We start from the raw sequence: 16037 nt of genomic DNA, 5'->3' as shown, positions 1-16037 counted from the left end.
TTCATTAATAGTTTTTAAAATTATAGCTAACTTACTTAAAAGCTAGCTATAATTTTAATTCTTACTTAACTTTATTACTTTATTAAACATATCTTTATGTTCTTCTATTTTTTTCTCTCCACCTACCACAGAATATACTTCTTCTTTAGCAAGCTTATCTAAAAGCCTCTTAAATTTTAAAACCTCTTCATTTGTGGTATTTAATATCTCCTCTTGCCTTTTGTTTAAAACTTTGTTATCTACACCTTGAAAATAATAATAATCACTTAAAGCCCCATAACTAATTGAATCTAATAAATTATCCCTATTTATTATTAATCCCAAAATATATTTTTTAACAGATGTATTCTTATTATTACTTAAAAAATCACCTGTTTTATTATAAACACTTAAAGTTTCCATAAGCTTTGGATCTCTCCATGATGAAAAAATCAAATCCCCATAATTATCAATATTTAAACTACTTCCATAAGCTCCACCTTTTTCTCTAATCTCTGGCATCAGGTATTCATTGGTTATAATTTGAGCTAAAACATCTAAACTTCCTTTATATGTATATCCTAAATCTTTTAGATTAGCCCCTTTTGCCACATACTGGCCCTCACCTTTTACTATAAAACCTATATTTTTTTCACTTTGCTTTAATTCATAAGTATACTTTTTAGCTTTTTCATCCCTAAAATTCTCTAAAAAAATTTCTACTGATTTTTTATTATCTTTATAACTTTTTTCTTCACAAGTCATTCCTATAGTTAAATTTCTTTTATTAAAAATATCATTTTTTACTTTCTCTAAAGATTTGGTCAAATTTTCATAACGTACATCAAAGTTTTTATCTAAATCTATTAAAAATTTATAATAATCCAAATTAAATAGTTCATTGTATCTAGATGCTTCAGTTAAATACGCTTTAACTGAAGAAACCCCTAAGCTTTCTCTTGAATTATTAATACTTATTTCTTTATTTACTCTTAATTCTTTTATATAAACTCTAAGTTTTTCTTTGTCTTTAAAATTTGTATTTTCTATTATTTCCTTAGCTAAACTGTTTAAATTTATTGAATTGCTTTCTAAGCAAGTTAAATCAACCCTCAATTTTGGGTAATAACTTGCACCATCTTTGAACTTTGGTATATTCATATTACTAAACTTTATGCTTCCAAGTTTTAAAGAAGTTTTAATCAAATCATCTAAACTATAATTTTTAGTATCTAACCTACCTAAAAGATTAGCTAAGAGTTCTATATAAAGAAGATTATCCTCATTTACAGTAGTTGTATCAAAATAATAATTTATATCTACTATTTTATCTGTATAAAGAGGATGATATAAAACTTTAGTTTCTGCTACTTTTTCTTCCTTTAATGGTAATGGTTTGATTTTATAATCTATATCTTTAAGCTCTAAATTTTGTATACATTTAAGTTCTTCATCACTATCCACTTGTTTTTGATATTCTTTAAAAGCTTTTGTTTCTTCTATAATATTTTTTCTTTTATCTTGACTTAATTTTACACTAGATAAATCTTCATTATAATTCAAATTTTCATTAGGCTTTAATATAATAAGTGCTGATTCATCTTTGTTAAGCAAATATTTATTTATAAGCTTTTCAAAATACCCCTTATCCTTTAGACTCTTTATCTCATCAAAATATTTATCATTTTCTAATAGCTTAAAAGGGTCATTATAAAACAGAAATCCTTGCATTATAATCTCATTATAATTACTTCCTCTACTACCCGATATTTTTTCTTTTTTAAGTTCTAGCTCTACAGTATTAATAGCACCTTCTATTGTATCTTTAGGTATACCTTCTATTATTAATCTTTTAAGCTCATCATCTCTAACTTTTAAATACTTATCCTTATCTTCAATATTACCATCTCTTAAAAGCTCTATATAAACTGGAATAGGAGTATCTGTACTTAAAAATCCTTCTATAGCCGTTCCTATATTATTTTTCGCATAAATTTTTTTAATGGGCGAATTATCCGTTCCTAATAATATATAATTCAATATCTGCAATCCTAATAAGTCTTTAACATCTTCTCCAACATAAGTTTTAGTTGCTTTTACTAAAAAAGTTTTATCTTTTACATTACTTCCTTTTGTTATTCCATAGTCAAAAATAGCTTCTTTATTTTCTATGCCATTTACTCTAGCAACATCTCTAGTATAATTTCTCTTTTCATATTTACCTAAATAATTATTATCTAAAAATTTAAGCGTATCTAAAATATCAAGATTTCCATAGACATAAATAAGACTATTTGATGGATGATAATTTTTATAATAAGTTTCTTTTGCCATTTCATAGGTTAAATTAGGTATATCACTAACCTTGCCTCCAGATTCAAAGGCATATGGTGTATTTTTAAAAAGTATATTATTTATATGATCCATTAATATTACATCCGTATTTGAATTGTGTGCTTTCATTTCATTATAAACAACTCCATTAAAGCTTAACTTATCTTCCTCTGAGTTTAGTTCATAATGCCCTCCCTGCTGATAAAATATATTCTTTTCCCTTGTAAAATTAGGATTAAATACTGCATCCATATATATATCTAAGTTATTTTTGAAATCTTTATAATTATTAGTAGAAAATAAAAATTCTGTTCTATCACTTTTAGTTATAGCATTAGCATCATTTACTATACCTCTTTTTACAATCTCCATAAGAGGCGATTTTACATTATATTTTTTTGATCCATATAATAAAGAATGTTCTAATATATGATTAACCCCAGTATTATCAGTAGGTGGTGTATAAAAATTTATGTCAAAACATTTATTTTCATCTTTATTCTCTATATACACAAGCGTTGCCCCTGTCTTTTCATGAGTAAATAAATGTAGTTTTGATTTTAACTCATCTGACTCCTTAGATTTTACTAATTTAAAGCCACTATAATTATCCCCTACCCTTAAATTTATATTATGACTTGCTATAGCCTTTAAACTATTTACTCCAAAAATTATATTACTTAGTATAAAAATACTTATAACTATAGCCATTCTTTTTATAAATTTAACATTCATCCTATTAAATTCCCTTCTTTTTTATATTTTTGTTGGAATTTATTTTATGCTAAATGCTAAATTTTATACTTTGATTTATAAAATTGCCATTTAATTTCATACCATAAAATAATTTGATTTTACCTATCCATTTTTAAAATTAATACTAACATTAAAGTATGCTCTACACTCTTATTAATCCATTTTGTAAAAATATGTTACTCCGTGAATTTCATGTTTGGATATACTTTATCCATATAGTCATTTGGATAATATTCATCCAAAACTTTTTCTATTTCATTTGATGGGGGAATGTTTCTATTTCTCTTCTGCTCCCTATAAACAGCCAATCCTGAAATCAACATATCTAAAACAATAAATATAACTATTATGTTAGTTAATATAATTCCCTTTTTATTTGAAATAACTTTTAAAAACTTATTTAATAATGGATATAACCAAAGCATAAGTACTAGCCCTAAAACTCCCCAAAACAATGAATATAGAAGACTTGTCCGTCCATTTATTCCTATAAGATCATCATTATATACCCATGATACACTTCCAAAAATTATCTGTTGTGCAAAGCTACTAATATATTCAAAAATTGCTCCTAAGATGTAACTATAAATAAATATTTTTAAATTATTATTTGCTTTTAGCTTTATTAAGGTTAATATAAAAATTACAGCCCCAAATCCATATATTTGGCTAAACGGCCCGTATATTAAGCCTCTTCTACTTTCAATAAACCCATTTGTAATAAGACACCATAAACTTTCAATAATAAAACCAATCACACTGAAAAAAATAAAAATCCAACTTATCTTATAATAGTTTACCCCTTCTACAAAAGATTTTACTTCTTTTTTATGCACTAAAGGATTCATTTACATACCATCCTAAAAATGATTTTATTTATAGTATGTATAATGAATCTTTATTGATACAAAGTGCTTATTTGTACTAAATAAGCACTAGTAAACTCTTTTCACTATAATATGCATCAGTTTATAAAGCTGCATTTTTCTTCTGCTATAGATTATTAAACAATCTATAGCTAAATTTTATTTGATATAGCTATAAATTTTATTATATAATTAAAAATATAAATTAAAGGCAAGGAGAAATTTAAATGAAATACATTATAAGAAAGTTTTTAGCTTTATTTTTATCATTAATTTTAAGCTTTTCTTTATTTAGTTGTACTAGCAAAAAAACTGACACTAATACAAATGCTAAAACTAATGTAACAAACTCTGATAATAAAGCTTCAAAAAATGAGATAAAAGAAATTGATACTCCTAATGATTTTCAAGGCGTAGCAGACTATATTCATAAATTTAAAAAGCTACCGTCTAATTATATAACTAAAGAAGAAGCTACAAAACTTGGTTGGAAACCTGGTAATGACCTTTCTAAATATGCAAAAGGTAAAAGTATAGGTGGCGACTATTTTGGAAATGCTGAAGGAAAACTTCCTAAAAAATCAGGTAGAACCTGGCATGAATGTGATATAAATTATAATGGTGGTAAAAGAGGCGCTGACAGAATATTATATTCAACTGATGGTCTTGTTTATGGAACTAGTGATCACTATAATACTTTTAAAGCTTACTATGATGAAAATAGCAACAAAAAATAATTAACCAAACCAATTATTCAGGAGATGTATTATATGAAAACAGTATTAATTGATGGACTAAAAATAAATTCAAAGGAAAAATTACATGAAGTTTTTAGAACTGAACTTAATTTCCCGGATTATTATGGTAACAACTTAGACGCACTTTTTGACGTATTAAGTACAGATATAGAAATGCCTATTAATCTTATATTTGAAAACACTAAGTATTGTAAACAATACTTAGGTGAATATCTAGATAGTACTATAGAGGTTTTAAAAAATGTTTCTACTTACTATCCTAATGATTTTATTGTTACTATAAATTAAAAAAACTTTATATCTATAATATGTTATAAAATAAAATGGATTGTATTTTAAAATACAATCCATTTTATTAAGTAAGAGAAATCCAAAAAATTTTTTAAATTATTTATTTTGCTACCTCTTATTAATATTCATTAAGCAATTTGTATAAATTAAATTTGGCTTTAAAACTTGATTATCTCCTAAACAAGCAACGTCAAATCTTGATTGCTTAATTAAATCATTTGTTTTGCTAGATTTAATAGTTTTTCTGGTTCATTTAATTCTGGTTCTTCTAAAACTTTATCTAATAAATTATTCAATATTATCCCAACTTCTTTTCCCTTGACTCCAAGGTTTAAAATATCATTACCACTTATTTTTAAATCTTTTATATTTACGCATTCATCACTTACTAAAATCTCATTTAATTTTTTTTCAGTATCTTTAAGCCAAATTAATTTCTCTTCTAAATACTCAGGATTTTGAGAAAGCATATCTGCCTTCCAAACTTTTAAAAGCTCTAATGTATTTTCTTTACCTATTCTATTTAGAAGCTTTCGTATACTTTTTTTGTTTTTAACTCTATTATCATGTTCTTTAACTAGATTTCCTACCTTTTCTATGGTTTTATTATCATATTTAAGCCTTTTTAAAATATCATTTGCCATATCATAAGATATAAGTTGGTGCTTATAAAAATGATCTATCCCTTTTTCATCTGTTGTTTTCGCTCTTGGCTTTCCTATATCATGAAAAAGCATAGTAAGTCTCAAATCAAGATTATTATCTATATTCTCCATAGTTTTTATAGTATGATGAAAAACATCATAAATATGATGAGGATTATTTTGAGCTGTAAAACCTTCTATAAGTTCTGGGATTATAAATTCTAACAAACCTAGCTCATAAAGAGTTTCAATTTTAGCTACTCCATTTGAAACTAAAATCTTATTTAACTCTTGATTAATCCTTTCTACTGCAATAAAGTTCAAATTAGGTGCTAATTTTTTTATTGCTTCTTTTGTATTATTGTCTATTTCAAAATCAAGCTGAGCCGAGAATCTAACTGCCCTCATCATTCTTAACGCATCTTCACCAAATCTTTCCAAAGGATTCCCTACTGTTCTTATAATTTTATTTTTAAGATCCTCTCTGCCATTAAAATAATCTACAAGCCCCACTTTATCATTATAAGCCATAGCATTTATAGTAAAATCTCTTCTCTTAAGATCTTCCTCTAAACTTTTAGTAAAACTAACTTCTTTTGGCCTTCTTAAATCTTCATATTCTCCATCTAATCTATAAGTTGTGACTTCAAAATGCTCATCATCTACAATTACAGTTACAGTTCCATGTTTAATTCCTGTTTCTACTACTTTATAACCTAAAGATTCAAATATTTCTTTTACCTTTAAAGGCTCTGCTTCTGTTGTTATATCCCAATCGTTAGGTTCTTTTAAAAGTATACTATCCCTAACACATCCACCTACTGCAAAGGCTTCAAAAGAATTTTCATCTAAAGTAGAAATTATAAATTCAACTTGCTTTGGTATATTTATTTTAAATTCCATCGTTTCTCATCACCACTTTTTTATTTATTTCCATAACTAGTTCATTTATGTCTTTTAAATTTGGTTTATCAGGTAAATTGGTATGCTTAGCTGCATATTTAAAGTTATTTTCTAATTCATTTACTAAATCAAATATTTCCTCATAACTATATTTACCTGCTCTAATATCTAAAAGCATTTCTCTATCATTTTCTCTATATGTATTTATTCCTTTACCTTCTAAAATTTCTTTTCCCATTAAAAGTAATCTTACAAGATGCATAGCATGTTTTCTTAAATGAATCTCATCCTTTTTACTATTTCTATGATTTAACTTATCATAATCTTTCAAAACCTGAGTCATTTCACTAAGCATTCCTTTCAAATCTCTAAGAGGATAATTCTTTAAATTCATAGTTATAAGTATTTCAGAATCTAATCTTTCATTATATTTTCCAACATTTAAAATTAAATCTTCATTTGAAAGCTTTTTATACCTATCATTAAAAGTCAACATTTGTTTCTCTATACTTCTCTTTATATGAATTTCTTTTTCCTCTCTAGGATAACTATCTCTAGCTAGCGCATTTTGAAGTCTCCTAAGTTGACAAATAGCATAACCACCAAAGGAAGAATACACTCTTTTAGATAAAAACAAGTTATAATTATCTCTTAACATTTTCCCCTCTTCACTTATTTTAAATACATGTTTATCTTTCGTTCCAAGCATTTCTAAAGTATTTGGATTTGCATTTATAAATAAATCTACAGCTTGCTTGATTGGATAAATCACTACGTCTAAATCCTTATTCTCATAAGGCTTGTCACTACAATTCATAGTAAGTAGTTCTTCCTTACTATTTAAATAAATTCCCCTAACATCAAAATCACTAACATGATTTTCTGTCTCTATATTAGTTCCGTAAGCATAACTTCCACCTGTAGTTAAAAGCATTATATTATTACCTAAAGCTTTTTCATTTTCTAAAAACTCATACTCCGTACTATCTAATTTTGCTTTCATTAATTCTATATTCATAGCTACCTCCATAACCTTATACTACCACTATCACTTCTAATAAACTTATCTTACCATTATTAGGCTTCTTAATAAAGGAAAAAAATGTAAATTAAAAGATTTGATTATATGCTTTAAGCAAATAAAAATTCATAAAACTGTTTTAGAATATAAAAAAAGCTCCTACTCACTATAGCTTAGTAGGAGTGCTCTTAAATGATAAATTAAAATTCTTAAATAAAAATTTGAATTTTCACTTCAAATATGTAAGTGTTAATATAGTTCCTGCGATACATAAAAATGAAACAATATAATAGTCTCTATCAGTTTTAAATCTTGCTAAATTAAAATGTTTTTTACTTAATGGATAAAATAATGGTATTCCGCCTAATGTAAGCATATCTAAAAACAAATGACTTAAATAACCTATAGCACTACCAATAGCTATATAATGTAATACTATTTCATAATACTGATTATATGTACTTGTTAACCTTAACATTAATAAAGTGTAAAAAATAAGTGCAATTGGACTATGAGTTATACCTCTATGCCCAAAGGCTTTATTTATCCCTTTTGATACAGGTTTGAACCTTTTTCCTACAACACTTTTAGGGTGATCTAAGTCTGGTATAAGACTCCCTATTGCTGCCCCTAAAATTATAGCACCTGAATAAACTATTTTATCAGAAGTATTAACTGTTGATATTTGTACTGAACTAAAAATAATACCAGAACAAATACCACCTATCCTATGTGTTTTATAATCCATTTTTTCTCCTTTTCTCTTTTGTAAATTTTTTAGTAAACAATTATTGCGCACACCAGTTCTTATTATAACTTCTTTTTAGATTTTTTCCTATAATTTATTTTATAATTTTTTATTTTGTAACATAAGTTACTGATTTATCAAAAAAAACAGTATATATTATTAATAAGGAAACTCCTACTCATTGCATTCGCATGAGTAAGTTTGAATTAACCAAATTAAAATTTGGATTCTTACTTATAGAAAAACTTCTACCAATCACTCATAGTAGTAAATTTGTATTAAACAGATTAAAATATTAGATTATATATTAAAAGGAGAGTAATTTATGATTAGAAAAATAGTGCATATAAATGAAGAAAAATGTAACGGCTGTGGAATTTGTGTTACCGCTTGTCATGAAGGTGCAATAGAAATTATAGATAATGTTGCAAAACTTATAAGTGATGAATATTGTGATGGTTTGGGTGATTGTCTACCTGGATGTCCTATGAATGCAATAGAAATAATAGAAAGAGAAAGCTTAGCTTATGATGATGATAAGGTTAAGGAGAGACAAGCTCATTTAAATAATATTAAAAACAAAGAAGAAAAAATGCCTTGCGGCTGTCCTGGAACTATGGCAAAAAAAATAGAACGTCCTCTTCAAATGAAAAAATCTAATACTGCTTTAAATATTTCCACCAATGATAATTGTGAATATGAAAATACATCTTATTTAAAACAATGGCCTGTTCAATTAAGACTTGTAAACTCAAAAGCACCTTACCTTGAGAACGCAGATTTACTTATAGCTGCTGACTGTACTGCATACGCTTATGGATCATTCCATAAAGATTTTATAAAAGATAATATAACTCTTATAGGTTGTCCTAAATTAGATGATACTGAATACTATACAAATAAAATTATAGAAATCTTAAAATTTAATAATATAAAAAGTTTAACAGTACTTAGAATGGAAGTTCCTTGTTGTAAAGGTATTGTGGATTTAGTAAAAAAAGCTATGCTAGAAGCTCAAATAATAGTACCTTACAGAGAAGTTATTATAGGAACTAATGGTGATATATTAAAATAAAGGAAATAGCGTTATCTTCTTAGATAACGCTATTTTTATTTTTCAAAGAGTTTAATTTATATAGTATAGGACATGCTGGATCAGCTCTATTATAATCTTTATATATTGAATATGCTAAACATTTTAGTCCACCTTTACACCTTTTTGCATAAACACATTCTGCACATTCCTTAGGTATAGCTTTAGTTTTCAATTCTTTAAAAATATTATTATTTATATAAATAGATTTTAAAGATTCTTTTAAAACATTTCCACAAATTATAGGCAACCTTCTACATGGCATAACATCACCATTCTCTAATATTGTAATTAGACTATCCCCAGCACTACAAGCATATGGATTTTTACCTGATTTTAAAAACTGTAATCCTCTTTCTGTATATACCTCAAGTCCTGATATTTTGTTTAAAAAACTCTTATCTTCTTCAGACTTTAAAACACCAAAATATTCTAATGCTTCAATAGGATTTAACACATCTTCTACCATAGACATCCCATTTCCAATTGGAATTAATCTATCTGTCCAAAGTTTACTTACTTTATTTTTTCTTGATACTTTAGCAACACTTTTAAATTGTCTATAATTATTTTTATGTGCTGTAAATGAAACCATAGTTCTTATATTCTCTTTATTTAACATTCTAATCGCCTTAAATGTTTGATTAAAATTACCACTCCCTCTAAGATAATCATGTTCTTTCTGATTTCCATCTATGCTAACTTGAACATGAGAGACACTAAGCTTTCTTAATTTCTTTGCTATATCAGGTGTTATAAAGCTACCATTAGTCAAAATTCCATAACTAAAATATTCTCTATTCTTATAAAATTCTTCTAATATAGATATAAAATCAGTTCTTACAAAAGGTTCTCCCCCTGTAATATTTATATGTCCTCTAATAAAACTACTTCCCTTTAAATTAGAATACTCTATTAAAAGTTTTTTATATTCTTCAATTATATAAAGTATCTCTTCAAAATCCAATTCTTTATTAGAGTAGCTCTCCTGATAGCAGTGTTTACACCTTTGATTACATCTATTTGTTATGTGCCACTGTAATATAAGTCTATTAAATTCTTTACATTCCATTATTAATCACTACTCCCACAACCACCACAGGAACTACATGAAGAACACGAACTACAAGATGAGCATGATCCCCCATCAGAACCTGACCTACTATTACTAACTGTAAAAAGATTAGTTGCAAAAACAGCTGTTTCCGGAAATTTCTTCAATACCTCAAACCCTAATATACATCCACATAATTCAAGTTCATTGAACTCTAAACTATTCCAATTTATATTATTATAATAATTCTCTTTTTCTTTTAAAAGCTCTATTCCTAGTTTACTTTTCTCATTAGCAGCCGTTAAAAATAAGTAGGCTATAAAACCAATTATAAGTTCAATTAATAAGTTTCTTATTGGTTTTCCATTATTCATTCCCATAATAAGCTTAGTTATTCCTGGAAACAACATTATAATCAAAATACAAATATTAAAGATTGACTGTTTTTTTAAATAACTACTCTTGAAAATATACCCCTCTTCTATTAACTTATTTTTCTTAATCTTTACTTTTTTTTTAATTTCACCCTCTAAAACTTTATCAGTATATAAATCATTAATATTTTTATCAGTTCTACAAAGATATAAAATACAACTTTCAATGATATTTTCTGATAAATAATTTTCATCTAATAACTTTACATAGACTTTCTTACCTTTATTAATCAATTCTATTTTTTTCTCTTTCCAAAGCTTAAAAATAAAATATTTTATAATTTCAACTCTATCATCATCGACTCTTAATATTAAAATATCTAGATTTGTAAGTTCTTTAGCGTCCATTCCTACTTCATCAAGTATTTTTTCATTCTCACTCTTTCTCAATAAACCTCTTATAATATTATTAAGTATAATTACAACTACTACATAAATCGGAAATATAATACAAAAATCTTGTCCATTAATTTCCCTTATAAAATCAAACATAAAATCCCCCCAATATTCTATATCTTATATTTTTATTATCATATATATTGCAATTAAAAACAATATTTTTACTCTTATAGAAAAAATTATTTAAAAATTCTATACTTATTTCTATTTTAAATATTCAATCTTTATAAATAATAGAAGAATTTTTTAATAGCTAAAATGATTCTTCTACTATTTATCTTTTCTCTACATAATTATCCTATTTGTCTTTAAAAAAGAATTTTATTATAAATTTCATTAACTTTTATACCCATATCTTCTTCGTTAAAATTTTCAGAACACCAATTTTTACTCCATATTCCAATCTCTAATCTTTCCTTTTCATGAGTTAAAAGGTACTCTATATCCTTTTTTAAATTTAAATATTTATTAGTTGTATCTGTATCATGATCACCAAAATAAGACTTTAAAACTCTATCACAAGTATCATATTTAACTATTCCAGCATAACACTTTCCACCAAAAGCTAATACTGGCTTTGAAACACTCATGCCTTCTAATGCTACCCTTCCAGTCCCTACTACTAAAATACTTTCAACATAATAGTCCTTCACATTATATTTGGCACCAACAATATGAATAACTTCTTTTCTCATTCTTTTATTGATACTAGCTGCATAATTCTCTATACTATACCTTTTATCTCCTTCACCTACAATAACTATATGAAGGTCATCATATTTAAATAATATTTCCTCAATACCATTTAAAAACAGCTCTGCAACTTTTCCTTTTCCCCAACTTAGCCTACTACAATAAGTTATTATATTACTATTATTTGGAATATTCAATTCTTTATAAATATTTTGTTGAGAACTTATTCTTTCACTAATGTTAACACCATTAAAGATAACAGTAGACTCTATTCCAAGTTTATCACACAATAATTTCACCGGTTCACTAACAGCAATAACAAAGTTTGCATCCTTGCATACATTAGAAATTAAATCCTTAGAGTAAAACATTCCATGTAATGTCACTCCATAAGGGATTTTAAACTTTTTACAGGCACTTTTACAAAAAATCATCTCTTTTTCTAAATGACAGTGAACTAATTTTATATTAAATCTATCTATTATATTTTTAAAATCTAGATAATTATCATTTGAAAAAGTATTTGTAGATTTATTAAATTTAAGACTAAAATCAATTATTTTAAACCCATTTTTAATAAATAGTTCCCTTAAAATACCTCCTGATGTTGCTATATAAATATTAATCCCCATCTTACTTAGAATTTTGCACATACTAAAAATATGTGTCTCTGTTCCCCCTAAATTTAACTGTTCTATAACTATTAAAATATTTTTATTACCTTTATATTTTAAAGTATTTACTGTTGTTTTTCTTAATTCTGCTAAATAACTTCTATATTCTATCATTTTATCCTTGTTAAATTTTCCTAATTTTATATCTACTATACTATAATACTGTTTTTCACTATCAAACTTTGAAATGGGACATTCATTAAATAAATATAATTTTTCATTAACTTTTTCAATTGGGCTATACTTAAAAAGTTCTAATATAATATCTATTTCATCCTCTTTATAATCTATATTAAAAATATTTTTTAATAGCCTTTTTCTTATCATAAGTGTATTTAAAAATAAGGGGAGTTCTCCTCCCCTTATTGAATTGTTTATATCATTTTCATTAATAAACTTGTTATGAAAGGTTGATATACTTTTACTTAAAGGAGTATTGTCTCTACACTTAATTAAACATCCAACTATATCTTTTTGAGGATTATTCTTAAAATATTTTAATTGTTTTTCAATTCGTTTCTTTAAACTTATATTAAAATTATTTTCTAGTATAACAAATTCACCATTAGATATTTCCACACCTTTTTTTAATAATTGAAATAAACTCTTTTCATTGTTAGCTTGTACTATCTTTATATTATTATTGTTCTTTATATTATTATTTTTCTTTATAGCTTTAATTATATCCTCTTTCTCAGAATCTCTCATTATAAACATAATTTCCGTCTTTTTATAACTCTGATTATTTATACTATCTATACTTAATTTCACATTATTTGTATTAACATTATTTTCTATCACAATAATAATACTAACTAAGCCTTCAATTTCCATTTCAATTATTCTCCAAATTAACAGAAAAAATATTAACCTTTACCGCTTCAGTATATGGGTATAATCTAACTTCAAATAACTCAACATTCAATATATCATCATATGAATTATCCTTTAATATTATATCTATAACTTTTCCTTTATATTGATTTAAGGATATTTTATTATAATAAAAACATTCCGAAACGTTTTTTGTCCAATCATAAACTCCAATCTCCAAATGTTCTATACCATTATTTAGATTTAATAATGTTATTCTAATAGCATTTGTATTAGCAACTCTACTTAAAATTCCTGTTGTATATGCATAACGTTTTTTATTTAAATTTTTACATGGATCTACCAACCTTTCTTTATCTTCTTTACTAATAGTAGAGGTGAATTTTTCAAAAAATCTCCTCAAAAAAGAATTATTATAGAAATTATTCTTGGTTGTACTATTTATCTCACTTTCAATATAATTATTTAACATCTATTCATCGACTCCTTAGCATATTTTTTTACATAATTTTTAACACAGTATTATAATATTAAAAATTTTTAAAATTGTTATTAATTTATAGCAAATTTTAATTTACTTAATATACTATATTGTATTGTTGTTTAAAATTTAATTGCTTTTCCTAGATTATCATGACAATTATCTTGATAATTTAAAAATTAAATATGTAAATTCATTATAAATTTGAAAATTAGAGAGGTGTAATAAATGTCTTTTAAACGAACTAAAAATTTAGTAAGTGTAGTTATCTCTAACTTTAATAATGCTCCTTATTTAGAAGATTGTTTAAATGCTTTGCTTAATCAAACCTACAAAAATATAGAAATAATTATAGTTGATGATTGTTCTACTGATGATAGTAAATCAGTTATTAATATGTGGATTATAAAAAACGAGGCAAAATTTCCAAATAAAAATTTTATTACAACAGTTAATTTAAGTAGAAATGTTGGTTTCTCTGGTGCAGTAACCTGTGGCTTGTTTCATGCTCATGGAGAATTTATAGCTATTCATGACTCAGATGATATTTCAGATATAAATAGAATCAAGAAACAAGTTGACTATTTAAAAAAACATTCTGAATTGGATGCTGTTGGTTGCAATTATTCAACTTTTACTAATGATAATCCTAATCCCACACCTGTTAATAATGGTCTTTATTATGGTGTTGATAATATTAAAGAAATTTATGCTCGTGGTGGAAATGCTGTTTGTTATGGTACTCTTTTATTCAAAGCAGAAATCTTTGATAATATTGGAGGACTTACTAGAAAAATTAATGGTGCAGAAGATTATGAATTTATAACAAAATTGCTTCCATTTGGTATAGATAATATAAATGAATCACTTTACTATTATAGAAATCATGATAAACAACGTTCTAATGAATTTTATAGTAAAAAAACTTTTAAAAACTTACAAAATACTGATTTAAAAGTTTTATTAGCATTAGATACTTTAAATATTGGAGGTACTGAAACTCATGTATTGAGTTTAGCTAAAGAATTAATAAAATCAAATGTTAATGTAGTAATTCTTTCTAATGAAGGTCCTTTAAGTCAAGAATTTCAAAAACTAAATTGCAAAATTTATACAATTAAATTCCCACTTACTATTATAAATGACTATAATGAAAATATATCTTACAAAAATAAAATTAAAGAAATAGTTGTAAAAGAAAATATTAATATAATTCATGCTCATCAATCACCATCTGGAGCTATATGTATAGATGTTGCTAAAGATTTAAGAATTCCATCTATATTTACGGTACACGGCCTATATTATCATGATATAGTCTCTACAAAGTTACCTTTATGCTCAAAAGTAATAAGTGTAAGTACTCCTGTTTATAATTGGCTTTCAAAATTTAATATACAATCAACTATAATTCCCAATGGTATAAATTTTGACGATTATTCATTTAATAATAAGAATTCAATAAGAAGCTCTCTTGAAATCCCTGAAAATGCTTTATTAGCATTATACTGCAGTAGACTAGCGTGGGAAAAAACTAAAGTGTGTGAAAATTTGATAAGAGTTTGTAAAGATTTAAGGATTACTGAAAAAATTGATGTTCATGCTATAATCCTTGGCGATGGTCCTGATCTAAATAAAATCAGAGAAATGGCCGATTTTGTTAACAACATGTTAAGGATTAAATTTATTCACGTTCTAGGTTCAAAAACTAATGTATCTGATTATTATAATGCTTGTAATTGCGTAATAGGGACAGGCCGTGTTGCAATTGAGGCTATAGCTTCTTATAAACCAGTAATAGCATCTGGGAACCATGGCTATTTAGGTATATTAAATAAGTCTAATATTGACAATGCATGGAAAGTATATTTTGGAGACCATGATTCTTGGAAAATAAATAATGCATCTTTTTTATATAATGATTTAATAACTATATATCAAAATAAAAAAGATATTATTTATAATTCTAAATTCAACATTGAATGGGCAAAAAATATTTTTTCAATTTCTAAGGTTACTGAGGATATAATTAATATTTACAAAACTTCATTACAAAATTTCTAGGAGAATTAATT

The 16037-nt window shown here is 25.4% G+C and carries 13 protein-coding genes; 4 read left to right on the top strand and 9 right to left on the bottom strand.

From position 1 onward, the window contains the following. Positions 1–54: 54 nt before the first annotated feature. Positions 55–3048: an insulinase family protein gene (locus BUB01_RS04890; protein ID WP_072985567.1), complete on the bottom strand. Its 2994-nt coding sequence runs from the start codon at positions 3046–3048 to the stop codon at positions 55–57. A 197-nt stretch (positions 3049–3245) separates the two neighbouring features. Then, complete coding sequence (locus BUB01_RS04885; RefSeq protein WP_072985566.1) at positions 3246–3917, bottom strand: putative ABC transporter permease; 672 nt, start codon at positions 3915–3917, stop codon at positions 3246–3248. A 245-nt stretch (positions 3918–4162) separates the two neighbouring features. Between BUB01_RS04885 and BUB01_RS04880 the strand changes: the two genes are divergently transcribed. Both BUB01_RS04880 and BUB01_RS04875 read left to right on the top strand, forming a co-directional pair. Continuing rightward, on the top strand, positions 4163–4672 hold the full coding sequence (locus BUB01_RS04880; RefSeq protein WP_072985565.1) for a ribonuclease domain-containing protein: 510 nt from the start codon (positions 4163–4165) through the stop codon (positions 4670–4672). Positions 4673–4705: 33 nt separating this feature from the next. Continuing rightward, a complete protein-coding gene (locus BUB01_RS04875; RefSeq protein ID WP_072985564.1) occupies positions 4706–4981 on the top strand; it encodes a barstar family protein in 276 nt (91 codons plus the stop codon). A 212-nt stretch (positions 4982–5193) separates the two neighbouring features. Here BUB01_RS04875 and BUB01_RS04870 read toward each other — a convergent pair whose 3' ends face one another. The 3 genes from BUB01_RS04870 to BUB01_RS04860 form a co-directional block, all read right to left on the bottom strand. After that, positions 5194–6531, bottom strand: a complete 1338-nt coding sequence (locus BUB01_RS04870) for a CCA tRNA nucleotidyltransferase (RefSeq protein WP_072985563.1) — start codon at positions 6529–6531, stop codon at positions 5194–5196. Then, positions 6521–7549, bottom strand: a complete 1029-nt coding sequence (locus BUB01_RS04865) for a DNA polymerase beta superfamily protein (RefSeq protein ID WP_072985562.1) — start codon at positions 7547–7549, stop codon at positions 6521–6523. The genes BUB01_RS04870 and BUB01_RS04865 overlap by 11 nt, the downstream gene beginning before the upstream one ends. Before the next feature lie 232 nt (positions 7550–7781). Beyond that, on the bottom strand, positions 7782–8300 hold the full coding sequence (locus BUB01_RS04860) for a metal-dependent hydrolase (RefSeq protein WP_072985561.1): 519 nt from the start codon (positions 8298–8300) through the stop codon (positions 7782–7784). Between the two features lie 325 nt (positions 8301–8625). On the opposite strand from BUB01_RS04860, the gene BUB01_RS04855 reads away from it, so the two are divergent. Then, positions 8626–9375 (top strand): ATP-binding protein, encoded by a 750-nt coding sequence (locus BUB01_RS04855; protein ID WP_072985560.1) that lies wholly within the window; start codon positions 8626–8628, stop codon positions 9373–9375. 19 nt (positions 9376–9394) lie between these two features. Here BUB01_RS04855 and BUB01_RS04850 read toward each other — a convergent pair whose 3' ends face one another. The 4 genes from BUB01_RS04850 to BUB01_RS04835 form a co-directional block, all read right to left on the bottom strand. Continuing rightward, on the bottom strand, positions 9395–10465 hold the full coding sequence (locus tag BUB01_RS04850; protein WP_072985559.1) for a radical SAM/SPASM domain-containing protein: 1071 nt from the start codon (positions 10463–10465) through the stop codon (positions 9395–9397). Positions 10466–10467: 2 nt separating this feature from the next. After that, positions 10468–11373 carry a hypothetical protein gene (locus BUB01_RS04845; protein WP_072985558.1) on the bottom strand — a complete coding sequence of 302 codons (906 nt, stop codon included), beginning with the start codon at positions 11371–11373 and terminating at the stop codon, positions 10468–10470. A 215-nt stretch (positions 11374–11588) separates the two neighbouring features. Next, positions 11589–13481, bottom strand: coding sequence for a glycosyltransferase (locus BUB01_RS04840; protein ID WP_072985557.1), 1893 nt, complete (start codon positions 13479–13481; stop codon positions 11589–11591). 1 nt (position 13482) lies between these two features. Then, a complete protein-coding gene (locus BUB01_RS04835; RefSeq protein ID WP_072985556.1) occupies positions 13483–13953 on the bottom strand; it encodes a hypothetical protein in 471 nt (156 codons plus the stop codon). Positions 13954–14190: 237 nt separating this feature from the next. Between BUB01_RS04835 and BUB01_RS04830 the strand changes: the two genes are divergently transcribed. After that, positions 14191–16026: a glycosyltransferase gene (locus BUB01_RS04830; protein ID WP_072985555.1), complete on the top strand. Its 1836-nt coding sequence runs from the start codon at positions 14191–14193 to the stop codon at positions 16024–16026. The last annotated feature ends 11 nt before the right edge of the window (positions 16027–16037 follow it).

The sequence above is a fragment of the Clostridium cavendishii DSM 21758 genome, from assembly GCF_900141845.1.
Lineage (GTDB): Bacteria > Bacillota > Clostridia > Clostridiales > Clostridiaceae > Clostridium_AG > Clostridium_AG cavendishii.
Note: the sequence above shows the minus strand (reverse complement) of the source record. Positions and strands in the feature narration are given on the sequence as shown.

Bases quoted from the DNA above. Each gene is read 5' to 3' on its own strand.
- BUB01_RS04860 (WP_072985561.1), bottom strand. From the start codon at position 8,300: ATGGATTATAAAACACATAGGATAGGTGGTATTTGTTCTGGTATTATT.
- BUB01_RS04835 (WP_072985556.1), bottom strand. From the start codon at position 13,953: ATGTTAAATAATTATATTGAAAGTGAGATAAATAGTACAACCAAGAAT.
- BUB01_RS04830 (WP_072985555.1), top strand. From the start codon at position 14,191: ATGTCTTTTAAACGAACTAAAAATTTAGTAAGTGTAGTTATCTCTAAC.
- BUB01_RS04865 (WP_072985562.1), bottom strand. From the start codon at position 7,549: ATGAATATAGAATTAATGAAAGCAAAATTAGATAGTACGGAGTATGAG.
- BUB01_RS04875 (WP_072985564.1), top strand. From the start codon at position 4,706: ATGAAAACAGTATTAATTGATGGACTAAAAATAAATTCAAAGGAAAAA.
- BUB01_RS04840 (WP_072985557.1), bottom strand. From the start codon at position 13,481: ATGGAAATTGAAGGCTTAGTTAGTATTATTATTGTGATAGAAAATAAT.
- BUB01_RS04880 (WP_072985565.1), top strand. From the start codon at position 4,163: ATGAAATACATTATAAGAAAGTTTTTAGCTTTATTTTTATCATTAATT.
- BUB01_RS04885 (WP_072985566.1), bottom strand. From the start codon at position 3,917: ATGAATCCTTTAGTGCATAAAAAAGAAGTAAAATCTTTTGTAGAAGGG.
- BUB01_RS04845 (WP_072985558.1), bottom strand. From the start codon at position 11,373: ATGTTTGATTTTATAAGGGAAATTAATGGACAAGATTTTTGTATTATA.
- BUB01_RS04850 (WP_072985559.1), bottom strand. From the start codon at position 10,465: ATGGAATGTAAAGAATTTAATAGACTTATATTACAGTGGCACATAACA.
- BUB01_RS04870 (WP_072985563.1), bottom strand. From the start codon at position 6,531: ATGGAATTTAAAATAAATATACCAAAGCAAGTTGAATTTATAATTTCT.
- BUB01_RS04890 (WP_072985567.1), bottom strand. From the start codon at position 3,048: ATGAATGTTAAATTTATAAAAAGAATGGCTATAGTTATAAGTATTTTT.
- BUB01_RS04855 (WP_072985560.1), top strand. From the start codon at position 8,626: ATGATTAGAAAAATAGTGCATATAAATGAAGAAAAATGTAACGGCTGT.